The sequence below is a fragment of the Vibrio sp. 10N.286.45.E10 genome (genome assembly GCF_002874195.2).
Classification (GTDB): Bacteria; Pseudomonadota; Gammaproteobacteria; order Enterobacterales; family Vibrionaceae; genus Vibrio; species Vibrio crassostreae.
In genome coordinates, this window is the sequence record NZ_MCWD02000001.1 from 2,776,484 (window position 1) to 2,792,216 (window position 15,733).

Genomic DNA, 15,733 nt, shown 5'->3' on the forward strand with positions numbered 1-15,733 from the left:
TCCATGGTTCGATGTCTGATAGCGAAAACCAAACTTTTTGCGAATGCTTAGACTTTCGGACACTTGGTTTGGTGGATAAAAGCGAGATCAAAAAGCTAGAATCCTAAACACAAAAAGCCTCCACAAGGGAGGCTTTCAAGATTCTTAAACTAAACCGTTAATTCGGTATTAGTGAGAACCACAGCTACCGCCGCCGCAGCAGCCGTCTTTTTTCTCTTCACCGTGGTCATGGCCTTCGCCACCACAGCAACCGCCTTCGTGGTCATGATCGTGGTCGTGACCGCCACAGCCGCCTTCTTGGTGTACGTGACCGTGTTGAACTTCTTCTTCAGTCGCTTCACGAACCGCTACAACTTCAACGTCAAACGTTAGAGTTTGGCCAGCTAGCATGTGGTTACCATCAACAACAACTTCGTCGCCATCTACTTCAGTAACTTCTACTGGGATTGGACCTTGGTCAGTATCCGCTAGGAAACGCATGCCAACTTCGATTTGCTCAACACCTTGGAATACGTCAGCAGGAACACGTTGAACTAGTGCGTCGTTGTGCTCGCCGTATGCGTCTTCTGGAGTAACCGTTGCAGAGAACTTGTCGCCAGCTACTTTGCCTTCAAGCTCTTTTTCAAGACCTGTAATTAGGTTGTTGTGACCGTGAAGGTAATCTAGTGGAGCTTCTGCAGTTGATTGGTCAACTACTACGCCATCTTCAAGTTTCACTTGATATGCAACACTAACTACTACGTTCTTTTCAATTTTCATGAGAGCTCCAAGGAGGTTTGGACTAAGCTCGAACAGTTGAGCTTAGGAAAAATTCTGTACCCGGATATTATGGGGATCAATTAACGAAACTCAATCATTCAGGCTTAAAAATACCGATCATTTCTTGATTCGCGTGTTCAGATTTCTCTACAGTTTTCGGTTTACGCTGTTCTGTGAAGTCACAATCGACACATTCCACCAGCTCGATATTATTTTCAATCCACCAACGGAGTGTGTCTTGAGTATTACAACTTGGGCAGCTTGCTCCTGCGATAAAGCGTTTTTTCTGTTTCACGTTCTTATCCTTTACTACTCTGGATTCGTAGTTCTTCCACTCTAGATCTATTTAAGAAAAAGCAGAGACCACGTTTATTATTAGATTAGTTATCTAGACTGTTATTTCTTAGCTCAAGCTATATCTCTAAACTCAAGCTATTAGTTATCAATTCAGTCTACTGCCAATAGTTTCGAGACTGGTGATCGTTTTCCATCTCGTGTCCAAAAATCTCTTCAAGCTCTTTACGAGCCTCTTTCGCTCTTTGGGCCAACTCGGCATCTTCGTTATGCTGAGGCAGTAACTCTTTGAGCATACCATTATCCAACTTTCTAAAGTGTGCTTCTGCTCGCTTCGCTTTATATGGATGCATACCAAGTTCAGTCAATGTTTGACGACCTAAATCCAGTGCACCAAGGAAGGTTTCACGAGAGTAGTTACTCACACCGTGGTTAAGTAATTGATATGCTTCAACACGGCTTCGTGCACGAGCTAAGATCTTTAAGCGCGGGAAGTGCTGCTTACATAAATCGACGGTTTTCATGATTTCATCGGGAGAGTCAGTACACAGCACAATCGCCTCTGCTTTGTCAGCACCAGCTGCGCGTAACAGCTCGAGGTGAGTCGAGTCTCCGTAAAATACTTTGTAGCCAAACTTTCTAAGGATATGGATTTGGCTGGCATCACTCTCAAGAACGGTAATACGAATCTTATTGGCATACATCAAACGACCAATGATCTGACCAAAACGACCAAAGCCTGCAATGATCACTCGAGGACTGCGATCGACAACATCCGAAGACATTGCGTTTTCGCTGATTTGGTTAAGTTGACGAGCAAAGAATCGGTCTTGCAGCTTGAGCATCAATGGCGTGGTCACCATCGACAAACTCACAACCACCAGTAAGAACGACACTTGTTCACCACTTAAGATACCTTGAGCACTCGCCGCGGTAAAAATAACGAAAGCGAACTCACCACCTTGGCTGAGAATCATCGCCATGCGACTACGGGCTTTGGCTTGAGTACCGAAAACACGAGCTAGCCCATACAGCACTAAGCCTTTCAAAACCACGAGAGCTAATACAGCAAACAGTATCGCGAATGGGCTTTCAGCAAGTAAGCCTAAATTCACCGCCATACCCACAGAGATGAAGAACAGACCAAGCAACAACCCTTTGAATGGGTCAATCGCAATTTCAAGCTCATGTCGATATTCACTTTCAGCTAGAAGCACGCCCGCTAGGAAAGTACCCAATGCCATCGACAAGCCAATCTGTTGCATGATCACGGCAATACCAATCACAAGTAACAGCGCTGCAACAGTAAATAGCTCACGCACACCACTCATAACGACGTAGCGGAACAAAGGCCTCAATAAGAAGTGGCCACCGACCAGCAGACCAATCACACCACCCAGCATCCAAAGCATGTCCGCCCAGCTGCCGCCTGTATTACCTGCTAGCAAAGGTAGCATTGCTAGCATAGGGATTACTGCAATATCTTGGAAAAGTAACACTGCAAAGCCAGACTGCCCCGCTTCTTTACCACCGAGTTCACGCTCTTCAATAACCCGCAACGCGATTGCGGTCGAAGACAAAGCTAAACCCATACCTATGACCAAGCTAGTTTGCCACGTTAAACCGAACATACAGGCGATGGCGGTAATAATCAGGGTGGTGATAAGCACTTGCGCGCCACCCAGCCCGAGAATGGGGGCTCGCATCTGCCACAACTTTTTCGGGTTAAGCTCTAGGCCAATCAGGAAGAGCAGCAGTACGACCCCGAATTCGGAGAAGTGCAGAATCGCCTCTACGTCACTGATTAAGCCAAGTCCCCAAGGCCCAATCGCGACACCAGCCAATAAATAACCGAGTACTGAACCCAAGCCAGCTCGCTGCGCGATAGGAACCGCAACCACAGCAGCCGCTAAGAATATAACGCTACTTTGTAGAAAATCATTAGTCAGAGCCATCATCTGCTCCTATATCTTGTAGCGGGTCTCGCAACCAATTTCGATACGCTTCTGCGTGTTGGTAACGCGTCATATCGGTAACATTTCGTGCCCAGTGTAAAACCAAAGGGGATATCCAATTCATCTGACACAAAGCAGCGGTTAGCTCGAATGGTTGCAAAATCTCTTGTAATGGATATTTATTATAGCCTGCGGCACCAAACGCCTCTTCTTTACCACCGGTTGTGATAACGCTACGCCAGTGTTTACCCTTAAGTGCGCTTTGCTCACCAAAGGCAAAACCCTTACCTAACACGCGATCAAACCACTCTTTCAACAACGAAGGACATGAATACATAAACAAAGGGTGTTGGAACACAATCACATCATATTCAAGCAGCAACTCATGCTCGGAAGGCACATCAATAAAGAAGTCCGGATAGATGGCGTAGAGATCGTGGATTTTGACATTCCCAAGTGACTCTATCTTTTTAACCATGATCTGGTTAGCGATAGAGGTTTGCGGCTCAGGGTGCGCATAGATGACCAGCACCTTTGGCACGGGTTTGTCTGTCGAGGGAGTATTACTCATTCCTTTGAAACATTCCTTTGAAGGCTAAACGGTGGCAAGGCCACAAGAATTTAAGCAAAAGTTATTAATATGTTATTGGCATCATAACGCAAATTGCATTGTGATCGACTTTTATCTGGTTTCAGCCTACTATGCAGGCGTCTGTTCACCTCTAATTTCTATGCTATTTCAATTATGATTACTTTCTCTGATATTCAATTGCTACGCGGCGGTAAGCCACTCCTCGACCAAGCATCTGCGACTTTTCACCCTGGCGACAAGATCGGTTTGGTTGGTAAAAACGGCTGTGGTAAATCTACGCTATTCGCCTTAATTAAGGACGAACTGTCTATTGATGCAGGCTCATTCAGCAAACCTGCCCATTGGGAAATGGCTTGGGTTGCTCAAGAAACACCAGCATTAGAAAGAACAGCAATTGAATACGTGATTGATGGTGACCGTGAATACCGCGGCCTTGAAGATCAACTAGAGAAAGCTGAACAAGCCGACAACGGCACCTTGGTCGCAGAGATCCACGGCAAGATTGAAACCATTGGTGGCTACAGCATCAAGGCTCGCGCTGCCGAGCTGTTAGACGGCCTAGGCTTTAGCCAAGAACAAATGGCGTGGAACCTGACTCAATTCTCAGGTGGTTGGCGTATGCGTTTAAACCTAGCGCAAGCCCTACTGTGTCGCAGTGACCTACTGCTACTCGATGAACCTACCAACCACTTGGATTTAGACGCAGTAATGTGGCTAGAGCGTTGGTTACAAAGCTACCCTGGTACGCTAGTGCTTATCTCGCACGATAGAGACTTCTTAGACCCTATCGTCAACCGCATCGTGCATGTTGAAAATCAACAGCTCAATGAGTACACGGGTAACTACTCATCGTTCGAAACCCAACGAGCGCAAAAACTGATTCTGCAACAAGCGATGTACCAAAAGCAGCAGAAACAGATGTCTCACATGCAGAGCTACATTGACCGTTTCCGTTACAAAGCTTCAAAGGCTCGCCAAGCGCAAAGCCGTATTAAAGCGCTAGAGAAAATGGAACAAGTATTACCTGCTCAGTTTGATAACCCATTCAGCTTTGAGTTTAGAGAGCCAGACGCACTACCAAACCCAATCATGATGATGGATGAGGTATCTGCGGGCTACGACGACAACCTAATTCTAGAAAAGATTCGCCTAAACCTGGTTCCGGGCAGTCGTATTGGTCTACTTGGTCGAAATGGTGCTGGTAAATCAACATTGATTAAACTGCTTTCTGGCGAACTGAAACAACAAGGCGGTGAACTGAGCTATTCGCAAGGCGTTAAGATTGGTTACTTTGCACAACACCAATTAGAAACTCTGCACCCTGAAGAAACACCGCTGCAACACATGATGCAGATTGCCCCTAAGCACACCGAGCAACAACTGCGTGATTACCTAGGTAGCTTCGGTTTCCAAGGTGAAAAAGCGCTCGATAAAGTAGCACCTTTCTCCGGTGGTGAAAAAGCGCGTTTAGTTTTAGCGCTATTGGTATGGCAAAAACCAAACCTGTTGCTACTCGATGAACCAACCAACCACTTGGATCTCGACATGCGTCAAGCGCTGACTTTTGCCCTGCAGACGTTTGAAGGCGCAATGGTTATCGTATCGCACGACCGTTACCTATTGCGTGCAACTACCGATGATTTATACCTTGTACACGACCGCCAAGTAGCACCGTTTGATGGTGACTTAAGCGATTACTACAAGTGGCTAACCGAACAGCAGAAAGTTGAGCGCAAAGAAGCACAAGCATTGGCACCAGCAAAAGACGGTGCCAACAGTGCAGCAGCGAAAAAAGAGCAGAAACGTAAAGAAGCCGAGTTCCGTAAACTGACGGCACCACTGCGTAAAAAGCTGACTCAATTTGAAAAACAGATGGATAAATTAACTCAGGCTCTTGAAGAAGCCGAGCAAGAATTATCCGACACTTCACTGTATGAAGCTGAAAATAAGGCTAAACTGAATAAAGTTCTCGCTCTCCAAGCGAGCAGTAAGTCACAGCTAGAAGAAGTTGAAATGGATTGGATGTCCACTCAAGAAGAGCTTGAGCAGATGGAACAGGATATGGATAGCTTATGAGCCCAGAGCACGCCCCAATATCACTAACACTGGAACGACTATGGCAATTTAGCCTTCAGTACTACAGTGTGCGCGGTGTAAAGGATGCGTGCCTAGCTTTGCAAAACCAGTTCCACGGCAACGTCAATTTACTGTTGCTTCTCAAATGGCTTGATGAGCAGCAATTATCTTTTGCTGAAGAAGAGTGGCACAAAGTACAACAATGCTTGAGCCGCTCTGAAACCCTGCTTCATAGTTATCGAGAGCTACGTAAACACCTCAAAACACACGTTGTCGACTCACTATACCGTGAAGCCTTACAGTTTGAGTTACAGCTTGAAAAGCAACAACAGTCCGATCTCGTCGACTGTATAAACTCCCTACAGCTTTACGCTAACCAGCAATCACCGCTCGCGTTTCAGTACTGTCGTTTATTAGGAGCAGAAAACCTCTACGACGCTTTTTCTGAACCAGCACCTCAGCCCTAGCTCATTCTCTTTCCTTTTTCTTCAATCAAGATCCAAGCTTAACTGCGCCCTGTCTCTCTTCATTTGCATGCACTGACTAATACGCACAATTAAGTGTTTAACGCACCTAACATTGATATTATTCAACTGGTTACCCATAGCCTGTTTTTGTGTCTCGTATAAGTGAAAGCCTTGCGCTTATGCCGAGAATCAACCAAGCTCAAATAAAAACGTGGGCGTTTCACTGCAAGCTCAACACGTTATCAAAGCCCATCAAAGAAGCATGGATCGTTTTTATGACAATATTTACCGCAGCCGCTGGTCTCTCTAATCCGCACTTACAAACCTTAGTGCCACGGTTTATTAGAAAACAGGCGCTGTTTCATCCTCACTGGCAAACCTTAGAAACTCCCGATGGTGACTTTCTTGATCTTGCTTGGAGCGAATCACCCGACCGTGACAACCCAAGCAATGATGATCGAAGTAACAAGCCGATATTCGTTCTATTCCATGGTTTAGAAGGTAGCTTTGAGAGCCCTTACGCCAACGGATTGATGAATGCATTTGCTAAAGATGGTTGGTTATCGGTAATGATGCACTTCAGAGGCTGCAGCGGAAAACCCAATCGCCTAGCTCGCGCTTACCATTCAGGTGAGGTCGAAGATGCGCGCTTTTTCCTAAGACACCTACACGCCCAGTTTCCGAATAACCCGAAGGTTGCGGTTGGCATATCTTTAGGTGGGAACATGCTGGCGAACTATTTAGCTGAGTACGCAGACGACCCATTGCTGTCGGCGGCGACAATCGTATCTGCTCCATTTGACTTAGCGTGTTGCTCGAGTCGTATTGAGCGCGGTTTCTCCAAGCTTTATAAGAAGTACCTGCTCAACTCTCTAAAATCGAATGCGTTAAAAAAAGTTAACCTGCTACAGGAAAAACTTGGCATCACAGCTGAAGCCATCAAGAACATCACCAAACTGTATGAGTTTGATGAACGAATCACTGCACCGCTGCACGGCTTCAAAAATGCCCAAGATTATTATGCGCAATGTTCTGCGCTGCCTAAGCTCAACAAGATTAAACTGCCGACGCAGATCATTCATGCCAAAGACGACCCTTTCATGACCGATGATGTGATCCCAAAATTCGTTCTGCCCGATAACATCGATTATCGACTGTTCCAAAAAGGCGGCCATGTTGGGTTTATTACTGGCAGCACACTCAAGCCAAGATTTTGGTTAGAAGAAGCCTTGCCTGCCTACTATGAAAGTATCCAAGATTCGGCATAATGACCGAGCCTTAGTAAATAGAAGCAAAACATTACTAAGCACTCGCATTTCTGCATCAATAAACATATCTATGAACATAAAAGAGAGAAGTATTTATGATCATCCCATGGCAAGACATTGCACCAGAGACACTGGAAAACCTCATCAAAGAGTTCGTGCTGCGTGAAGGCACAGACTACGGCGACGTAGAGGTTTCACTGCAAAACAAGATTGACCAAGTGAAACATCAATTAGCTTCAGGAGAAGTCAGCATCGTGTTTTCTGAACTCCATGAAACCGTTGATATTCAAGTCACAAAACGCTTCTAAGCTGCGCTCACAAAGGAGCCGTGTTATAGTGGTAAACGATTGCTAACAAGTAAGTTACTCAAAAGACAAGGGTTGTCATGTCCGCTAAACATCCAATTATTGCGGTGACGGGTTCATCTGGAGCCGGCACCACCACTACCTCAGAAGCCTTCCGTAAAATGTTCAATATGATGGACGTGAAGGCAGCTTGGGTTGAAGGGGATAGTTTCCATCGCTTCACACGTCCAGAGATGGATGTCGAGATCCGTAAAGCGCGCGAGCAAGGTAAGCACATCAGCTACTTTGGTCCTCAAGCCAACGACTTTGGTGCGCTAGAAGAGTTCTTCCGTAAATACGGTAACGAAGGTACAGGTAAAGTAAGAAGCTACCTGCACACCTTTGATGAAGCCGTGCCTTACAATCAAATGCCGGGCACCTTCACGCCATGGCAAGAGATCCCAGAAAATTCCGATGTGATGTTTTACGAAGGCTTGCACGGCGGTGTGGTTGATGGCGACATTAACGTTTCTCAACACGTCGATTTGCTGATCGGCATGGTGCCCATCGTAAACCTAGAGTGGATTCAAAAATTCGTTCGTGACACTCGCGATCGTGGTCACTCACGCGAAGCGGTAATGGACTCCATTGTTCGTTCAATGGATGATTACCTCAACTACATTACCCCGCAATTTTCGCGCACTCACATAAACTTTCAGCGTGTTCCAACCGTAGATACATCGAACCCACTCAACGCCAAAGGGATTCCAAGTTTAGACGAAAGCTTCGTAGTTATACGTTTGCGTGGCATCAAAAACGTCGATTTCCCCTACCTTCTGGCTATGATTGATGGCTCTTTTATGTCTCGCCATAACACGCTAGTGGTGCCAGGCGGCAAGATGAGTTTTGCTATGGAGCTCATTGTGAGGCCAATCCTGCAACAACTTATCGAAACCGGAAAAATAGGTTAACAAAACGACATTCTGGTTGATTACTTTTCATACCGTGATCATGTGCACAATTTTGCGTAAAAAATCGTAGCTTGGTCACGATTAAAATCAAGAAATAGTACCTGAAAAAGGATACTATTCTTAAACGAAACACAAGATAGCTTGCAGCGCTCAACGAGTGCTCTTATCCTACAAGTCAATCCAGGCTTAGCTAAAATACGGAAAGCGGCAAGCATACCCTGCAGAGGAAGTGAGATATTATGGTTCTAGGTAAACCTCAAACCGATCCAACATTAGAGTGGTTCCTTTCACACTGTCATATTCATAAGTACCCTTCAAAAAGTACTTTGATTCATGCTGGTGAAAAGGCAGAAACCTTGTACTACATCGTTAAAGGTTCTGTGGCAGTTCTTATCAAAGACGAAGAAGGTAAGGAAATGATTCTTTCTTACCTAAACCAAGGCGACTTCATCGGTGAGCTTGGCTTGTTCGAAGAAGACCAAGAACGTACTGCTTGGGTTCGTGCTAAATCTCCTTGTGAAGTAGCTGAGATTTCTTTCAAGAAATTCCGTCAACTTATCCAAGTGAACCCAGATATCCTAATGCGCCTTTCAGCGCAAATGGCAAACCGTCTACAAGTAACTAGCCAAAAGGTTGGTGACTTAGCGTTCCTTGACGTAACAGGTCGTATCGCTCAAACGCTACTAAACCTAGCGAAACAGCCAGATGCAATGACTCACCCTGACGGCATGCAAATCAAGATCACTCGTCAAGAGATTGGCCAGATCGTTGGTTGTTCTCGTGAGACAGTTGGTCGTATCTTGAAGATGCTAGAAGAGCAGAACCTAATTTCTGCACATGGTAAAACTATCGTGGTATACGGCACTCGTTAATCTCGATTAACTGAGCCAAAAATTTGAAAGCCACCAAATGCAAATTTGGTGGCTTTTTTGTTTTCTAAAGATCTATAGAACAGATACGAGAAAACTCACAGAATCCTATTTGTAAACTTCCTCGAAGCGAAGCGTACTCGCATATCTAGGATAAGTCCGTTCTCGTACCTTTTATTAACCGTTGGTGCTCTCAAAGATCTTATCCGCCGATGCGGCAACAAAACCTGTGTAAAGCTCACCATTGACCATCGCATAACGCTTAGCGAACTCATAGAAACCACCAGGAATCATCTCATTGCCTTCAACAAATGAAACTGGGACTTTGTCTGCCATTGTTGATGATTGCTCTAATAAGACCTCTGGAGAGCCTTTAACCTCACCGCCAGATGCGTTGATAGTAAAGCCAGACTCGCTCAGGTAGTCATTCACCGCCTGCACTTCATCAAAGTTATTCAGCTGGTTCACACTTACCGTAAAGTGGTTTGCACCATATCCATGAGCCGCTAGCCAAGATGCGTATTCGCTCTCTTTAGCTAGTACTTGGAAATCAGCGAAGCTCAAATCCCATTGGCGACCACCAAACAAGAACTCATGACCTTGAAGCTTGCTTGCATCAACCTGCTCAACTAACTTAGCAACGATCTGTTGTAATTCACTAGAACACTCTTCGACCTTCAATTCACTAATGAACACTTTTGGCTGCTTCGGGTCTGGGTGCTCGTAGTGTTTAGCCACTAGCTTCTTGCTCTCAAACAGGTAGTCGCCACACGCCTTGTAACCCAGTTCCAGGAAAGGCTTAGCTAGTGTTTCAATACCGAGAGGGGCAACATTAAAAGTACGCAGTGCAATATGGTCGTTGATCAGCGCTTCATCTTCTTTCAGCAAGTGATGCACTTTCTCAGCCGATGGACACAGCCTGTGAATGTAATCGTCCCATAGTGATTTAAAGAGTAGATCGGGCGTCATGGTGACTCCTTGTCAGAGGTTCTAGCAAGCTAGTAATTTGGATTAGAAAGGGAGAGGCTGAGACACAGAGTCAGCAGCCATCAGCCTGTGACATACTTGTTCTATTATTATCTACCGCCCAATCTAGGTGTCGGACGTGATGGAAAAGGGAAGCGATAACACCACTTCCCTGTTTCAAGCTTAACCAATGAGCCTAAGACTCATTAGCCTAAATTAAAGCTCAATACCTGGGCTAAACGATGCTGGTAGTTGAGTTTCGCCACCTTCCATTGAAGCCATAGGGTAAGCACAGTAGTCAGCTGCGTAGTAAGCACTTGGACGTAGGTTGCCTGAAGCACCCGGACCACCAAACGGTGCATCACCACTTGCGCCTGTTAGCTGACGGTTACGGTTAACAATACCCGCACGGATATGGTCAACGAAGTATTCCCATTCAGAATCGTCTGTTGATACAAGGCCTGCAGACAAACCAAAGCGTGTGTCGTTAGCTAACTCGACCGCTTGCTCTAGCGATTGGTAACGAACCACTTGCAGCAATGGACCGAAGTACTCTTCATCTGGCAGGTCAGCAATATTGGTTGCATCGATAATGCCCGGAGAAACAAACGCCGCTTGACCCGCTTTTGCTTCTACTAGGCTGACACCACCTAACGATTGCAGATTAGCTTGCGCGTCTAGAATAAATTTAGCTGCAGCTTCAGAGATCTGAGGGCCCATGAAAGGTGCAGGTTCAGCGAATGGCTGATCGACACGAATCTTTTGCGTAGCTGCGACCAGTTTATCTAGAAGCAGATCGCCCTTCTCGCCAACAGGCACATACAAGCGACGAGCACATGTACAACGCTGACCCGCACTGATGAACGCCGATTGGATGATAGTGTATACCGTTGCGTCTGCATCACCGTATTGGTCGCTGATCACCATAGGGTTGTTGCCGCCCATTTCTAGTGCCAGCATCTTGCCCGGTTGGCCCGCGAATTGACGATGCAGGATATGACCAGTATTCGCACTACCCGTAAATAGCACGCCATCAAGACCTTTAGCATCAGCCAGTGCGATACCTGTCTCTTTAGCGCCTTGCACTAGGTTGATTACGCCAGCAGGAAGACCCGCTTCTTGCCATAGCTTCATTGCGAATTCACCCGTCCAAGGTGTCTGCTCTGAAGGCTTGAATACTACGGTGTTGCCCGATAGCAGAGCTGGAACAATATGACCGTTAGGTAGGTGACCTGGGAAGTTGTAAGGGCCAAATACAGCCATAACACCTAATGGACGATGACGCAGTACGATTTGGTTACCTGCCGCTTCACGCGAAGCTTCACCAGTACGCTCGTGGTATGCACGAATAGAGATAGCGATCTTGCCCGCCATCGCGCCCGCTTCAGTGCGAGTTTCCCAAATCGGTTTACCCGTCTCTTTTGCAATAATCTGTGCAATCTCTTCGCTGTTCTCTTTTACCTTCTCAGCAAAGTTCAACACGATCGCTTCACGCTCTGCAAAGCTCAATTTTTTCCAAACCAAGAAGGCTTCACGAGCTGCTGCTACTGCAGATTCAACCTGTGCTGGTGTTGCGCTATCACCCTGCCACACTACTTCATTGTTGTATGGGCTTACTGATGTCATGGCGTCACCTTGACCTGCCACCCACTGTCCTGCTATCCACTGAGTCATACTTCTATCCTTAAAATCTTCGACAGATAATCGCCGCTCTTACTGAGCCAACATGCGAACAAATTCGCCTTCTTTTACTTCAAGAGCACTCGCTACTTCAGATGATAAAATCACTGTGTCGCTTGCTTGGTCATACGCACCTTTCGCGGCTACTGCGCGGAAGTTCTCAAACGAGGTATTACCAATTAGGAAGTCTTTAGAGCTAGAATGCTCTGCAATTTGAACCTGTGCTCTAATTGAGTGACGCACCGATTCGATGTTTCTTAGATCACACTCAACCGTTGGGCCTGCATCAAAGATATCGACATAGCCACGGTTAGTGAAACCTTCACGTTCCAACAACTTAAGTGCAGGGCGCGTATTGTCATGAACCTCTCCAATCACCGCCTGAGCTTCTTTGCTCAATAGGTTCACGTAGATAGGTAGCTTTGGCATTAGGTCAGCAATGAAACCTTTCTTACCTATACCGGTTAGATAATCCGCAAGCGTGAAATCAATCGAGAAGAAATGCTCTTGCAGCCATTGCCAGAAAGGAGAATTACCTTCTGCATCCGATACACCACGCATCTCAGCAAAAATCGTTTTCGAAAAACGCTCTGGGTGCTCAGACATGATCAGGAAGCGACACTTCGACATCAAACGACCATTCAATCCACCACGGAAAGCTGGGCGCAAGAACAATGTGCAGATCTCACTGCATCCTGTGTAGTTATTACCGAAAGTCAGTAGCTTCACGACGTTATTCACGCCAAGCTTTTGCGATGAGTGAACCACTTTGCTGATGTGGTACGAATAAAACGGGACATCCCAGCCAATTGAGGCTTCAATGCCAGTCGTACCCGCAACTTCACCGGTTTCTGTGTCGAAGCCAACCATCAGGTAGCCTTCGTCACCGGGCTCAGTCACGTTTTGCTTGGCAAAGCTGTATTCAGAGTGAGTAATACGGTTAGTTAACAGTTCTTCGTTAACCGGAAGAGATGTGAATCCGTGACCAGATTCAACCGCGCAGGTATGCAGCGCATCGTAATCAGATAATTTTATTGGGCGAACAACTAGCATCAATATTCCCTCCAGATGCAAAATAGGCCCAAAACCAGAAGCTTGGGCCTTTAGCAGAACGTCATGGGAGCGCTCTATTGGCGATCATTCCTATGACGCCGCTCAGGCTAAACTAGCGTAGCGATTGCTTTGTCTAGTTTTGATAAGCCTTCTTCAATTTCTTGTGTAGTAATAACCAGTGATGGCGTGAAACGAACCACGTTTGCACCCGCAACCAGTACCATCAAGCCTTGTTCGCCTGCTGCTACCAATACGTCACGTGCACGGCCTTGCCACTCTTCGTTAAGTGCAGCACCTAGTAGTAGGCCTTTACCACGAACTTCACTGAAGATTTGGTACTTGTCGTTAATCTTAGCTAGACCATCGCGGAACAGAGCTTCACGCTCTTTCACGCCAGCTAATGTTTCAGGTTGGCTAACCACATCAACAACCGCCTCAGCAACAGCACACGCCAGTGGGTTACCACCGTAAGTAGAACCGTGCGTACCAACTTTTAGATGTGTCGCGAGTTCAGTGGTCGTAAGCATTGCACCGATAGGGAAACCACCACCTAGAGATTTAGCCGTGCTTAGAATATCTGGTGTCACACCTAGGCCTTGGTAAGCGTAAAAGTTACCGGTACGACCATTACCCGTTTGCACTTCATCAAAGATAAGCAGTGCATTGTGTTTATCACACAGTTCACGAACCGTGTTCACGAATTCAGACGTTGGAGAGATGATACCGCCCTCGCCTTGCAGAGGTTCCATCATGATTGCACAAGTACGATCAGAGATGTGCGCTTCTAGCGCTGCAATATCGTTGTAAGGCAGGTGAGTCACATCGCCCGGTTTAGGACCGAAACCATCAGAGTAAGCTTCTTGACCACCAACCGTTACGGTAAAGAAAGTACGACCGTGGAAACCTTGTTTGAATGCAATGATTTCAGATTTCTCAGGACCGTGAACATCCGCCGCCCAACGACGAGCTAGCTTCAATGCTGCTTCATTCGCTTCTGCGCCAGAGTTGGCAAAGAATACTTTTTCTGCAAAACATACGTCGGTTAGCTTTTTCGCTAGACGCAGTGCAGGTTCGTTGGTCATCACGTTACTTAGGTGCCAAATCTTGTTTGCTTGCTCAGTAACTGCGTTAACCATTGCCGGGTGACAGTGACCCAAACAGCTCACAGCGATACCACCAGCAAAGTCGATATACTCTCGGCCTTGTTGGTCCCAAACGCGTGCGCCTTCCCCTTTTACTGGGATCATTTCCATTGGGTTATAACAAGGCACCATCACCTCATTAAACAGACTACGTTCTACTTTATTTTCCACTGTCATCGTACATTCCTTCTCGATACCGCAAGCTTCGCAAATAAGCGTAATGGTTCATAAGTGAGACAAAGATATTTTGTCTCGCCATAATCCCGCTGCAGCATTATATTTACATTTAATTAACCTTTTCAATAGTAGATTATTCTTTAGCCATCCCTCACAACCAGCTAAACGTCACTACCTATGACTATTTATGCATCAATTAATCTGTTTTATGAAGCTTTTTTTACCTAAACGTATGACTAGTAATAGCAAAGCCTTACTGGCACAGCGGTATATAGGGTTCGAGAGGAAATAACGCGAATAATTTTGCATAGGCTAAAAACTTAGCGAAGCGAGAGAGAAATGTTATAAAAAGTGATCGGCGTCAGAGGGAGAGAGACGCGTAAAGCCCGAATTTAAACGCTTAACGAATGGGCTGACAGGTTTAACTGGCTTATTTAGGCGGAGAAAGGGTCAAATTTAAACACTTAGCGTGCTAGGAAGTTAGCGAGAAGTTGGTGTCCTTGCTCTGTTTTAATCGATTCAGGGTGAAATTGCACCGCATCAATCGGCAAGGTTTTGTGTTGATAACCCATGATCTCATCCATGCTGCCATCTTCAAACTCCGTCCAAGACGTCAGTTCAAAGCAATCTGGTAGCGTGCCATTTTTCACCACTAGTGAGTGGTAACGTGTCACGGTCAATGGGTTGTTCAATCCCTGAAAAACACTCTTGCCATTGTGGCGTATCGGAGAGGTTTTACCGTGCATCACTTGTCTGGCTCTCACCACTTCACCACCAAACACTTGGGCAATGGCTTGATGACCAAGACACACTCCTAAGAGCGGCAGTTTACCAACGAAGTGTTCGATGACTTGTAGAGAAATGCCCGCATCATCCGGTGTACAAGGACCCGGCGAGATAACAAGATGACTAGGATTTAGCGCTTCGATGCCCGCAATATCAATCTCATCGTTGCGAACAACTTTTACAGTTACCCCTAACTCACAGAAATACTGATACAAGTTATAGGTAAAGGAGTCGTAGTTATCGATGATAAGTAACATGGGTCGAAATCGTTTGCTAAATACTAAAGGATTGGGAGATATAGGGGCGGTATTGTGCAATACCCATAGCGAAAGGCAAGTGGAAACTGCATTTCGCCAATAATTAAGGCCAACGTAAGTTGACCTTAATTGTTTAC

15 protein-coding genes are annotated in these 15,733 nt (G+C 46.0%); 6 read left to right on the top strand and 9 right to left on the bottom strand.

Going from position 1 to position 15,733, the window contains the following annotated elements:
- Positions 1 to 168 precede the first annotated feature (168 nt).
- The 4 genes from slyD to kefG form a co-directional block, all read right to left on the bottom strand.
- Positions 169 to 759 (bottom strand): peptidylprolyl isomerase, encoded by a 591-nt coding sequence (slyD, locus tag BCU34_RS12510; RefSeq protein WP_017061108.1) that lies wholly within the window; start codon positions 757 to 759, stop codon positions 169 to 171.
- 94 nt (positions 760 to 853) lie between these two features.
- On the bottom strand, positions 854 to 1,054 hold the full coding sequence (locus BCU34_RS12515) for a YheV family putative zinc ribbon protein (protein ID WP_029235422.1): 201 nt from the start codon (positions 1,052 to 1,054) through the stop codon (positions 854 to 856).
- A 157-nt stretch (positions 1,055 to 1,211) separates the two neighbouring features.
- Positions 1,212 to 3,008, bottom strand: a complete 1,797-nt coding sequence (kefB, locus tag BCU34_RS12520) for a glutathione-regulated potassium-efflux system protein KefB (protein ID WP_102478451.1) — start codon at positions 3,006 to 3,008, stop codon at positions 1,212 to 1,214.
- On the bottom strand, positions 2,995 to 3,579 hold the full coding sequence (gene kefG / locus BCU34_RS12525) for a glutathione-regulated potassium-efflux system ancillary protein KefG (protein ID WP_048659151.1): 585 nt from the start codon (positions 3,577 to 3,579) through the stop codon (positions 2,995 to 2,997). Before kefG ends, kefB begins: the two co-directional genes overlap by 14 nt.
- A 174-nt stretch (positions 3,580 to 3,753) precedes the next feature.
- On the opposite strand from kefG, the gene BCU34_RS12530 reads away from it, so the two are divergent.
- The 6 genes from BCU34_RS12530 (at position 3,754) to crp (ending at position 9,538) form a co-directional block, all read left to right on the top strand.
- On the top strand, positions 3,754 to 5,676 hold the full coding sequence (locus tag BCU34_RS12530) for an ABC transporter ATP-binding protein (protein ID WP_048659152.1): 1,923 nt from the start codon (positions 3,754 to 3,756) through the stop codon (positions 5,674 to 5,676).
- Positions 5,673 to 6,143, top strand: a complete 471-nt coding sequence (locus tag BCU34_RS12535; protein ID WP_102478450.1) for a TIGR02444 family protein — start codon at positions 5,673 to 5,675, stop codon at positions 6,141 to 6,143. The genes BCU34_RS12530 and BCU34_RS12535 overlap by 4 nt, the downstream gene beginning before the upstream one ends.
- Before the next feature lie 275 nt (positions 6,144 to 6,418).
- A complete protein-coding gene (locus tag BCU34_RS12540) occupies positions 6,419 to 7,411 on the top strand; it encodes a hydrolase (RefSeq protein WP_102478453.1) in 993 nt (330 codons plus the stop codon).
- Positions 7,412 to 7,506: 95 nt separating this feature from the next.
- Positions 7,507 to 7,719, top strand: a complete 213-nt coding sequence (locus BCU34_RS12545; RefSeq protein WP_010435208.1) for a YheU family protein — start codon at positions 7,507 to 7,509, stop codon at positions 7,717 to 7,719.
- A 77-nt stretch (positions 7,720 to 7,796) separates the two neighbouring features.
- Positions 7,797 to 8,666: a phosphoribulokinase gene (locus BCU34_RS12550; RefSeq protein ID WP_010435210.1), complete on the top strand. Its 870-nt coding sequence runs from the start codon at positions 7,797 to 7,799 to the stop codon at positions 8,664 to 8,666.
- A gap of 239 nt (positions 8,667 to 8,905) precedes the next feature.
- Positions 8,906 to 9,538, top strand: a complete 633-nt coding sequence (crp, locus tag BCU34_RS12555; RefSeq protein WP_004729651.1) for a cAMP-activated global transcriptional regulator CRP — start codon at positions 8,906 to 8,908, stop codon at positions 9,536 to 9,538.
- Positions 9,539 to 9,712: 174 nt separating this feature from the next.
- Here crp and BCU34_RS12560 read toward each other — a convergent pair whose 3' ends face one another.
- The 5 genes from BCU34_RS12560 to BCU34_RS12580 form a co-directional block, all read right to left on the bottom strand.
- The gene (locus tag BCU34_RS12560) at positions 9,713 to 10,504 is read right to left on the bottom strand and encodes a DUF1338 domain-containing protein (protein ID WP_048659154.1); all 792 of its coding nucleotides are present in this window, start codon (positions 10,502 to 10,504) and stop codon (positions 9,713 to 9,715) included.
- Between the two features lie 213 nt (positions 10,505 to 10,717).
- Positions 10,718 to 12,175 carry a succinylglutamate-semialdehyde dehydrogenase gene (gene astD, locus BCU34_RS12565; protein WP_048662992.1) on the bottom strand — a complete coding sequence of 486 codons (1,458 nt, stop codon included), beginning with the start codon at positions 12,173 to 12,175 and terminating at the stop codon, positions 10,718 to 10,720.
- A 39-nt stretch (positions 12,176 to 12,214) separates the two neighbouring features.
- Positions 12,215 to 13,234, bottom strand: coding sequence for an arginine N-succinyltransferase (astA, locus tag BCU34_RS12570; RefSeq protein ID WP_102433297.1), 1,020 nt, complete (start codon positions 13,232 to 13,234; stop codon positions 12,215 to 12,217).
- A 107-nt stretch (positions 13,235 to 13,341) separates the two neighbouring features.
- A complete protein-coding gene (locus BCU34_RS12575; RefSeq protein WP_048662993.1) occupies positions 13,342 to 14,553 on the bottom strand; it encodes an aspartate aminotransferase family protein in 1,212 nt (403 codons plus the stop codon).
- Between the two features lie 464 nt (positions 14,554 to 15,017).
- The gene (locus BCU34_RS12580; protein ID WP_048605375.1) at positions 15,018 to 15,596 is read right to left on the bottom strand and encodes an aminodeoxychorismate/anthranilate synthase component II; all 579 of its coding nucleotides are present in this window, start codon (positions 15,594 to 15,596) and stop codon (positions 15,018 to 15,020) included.
- Positions 15,597 to 15,733: the final 137 nt, after the last annotated feature.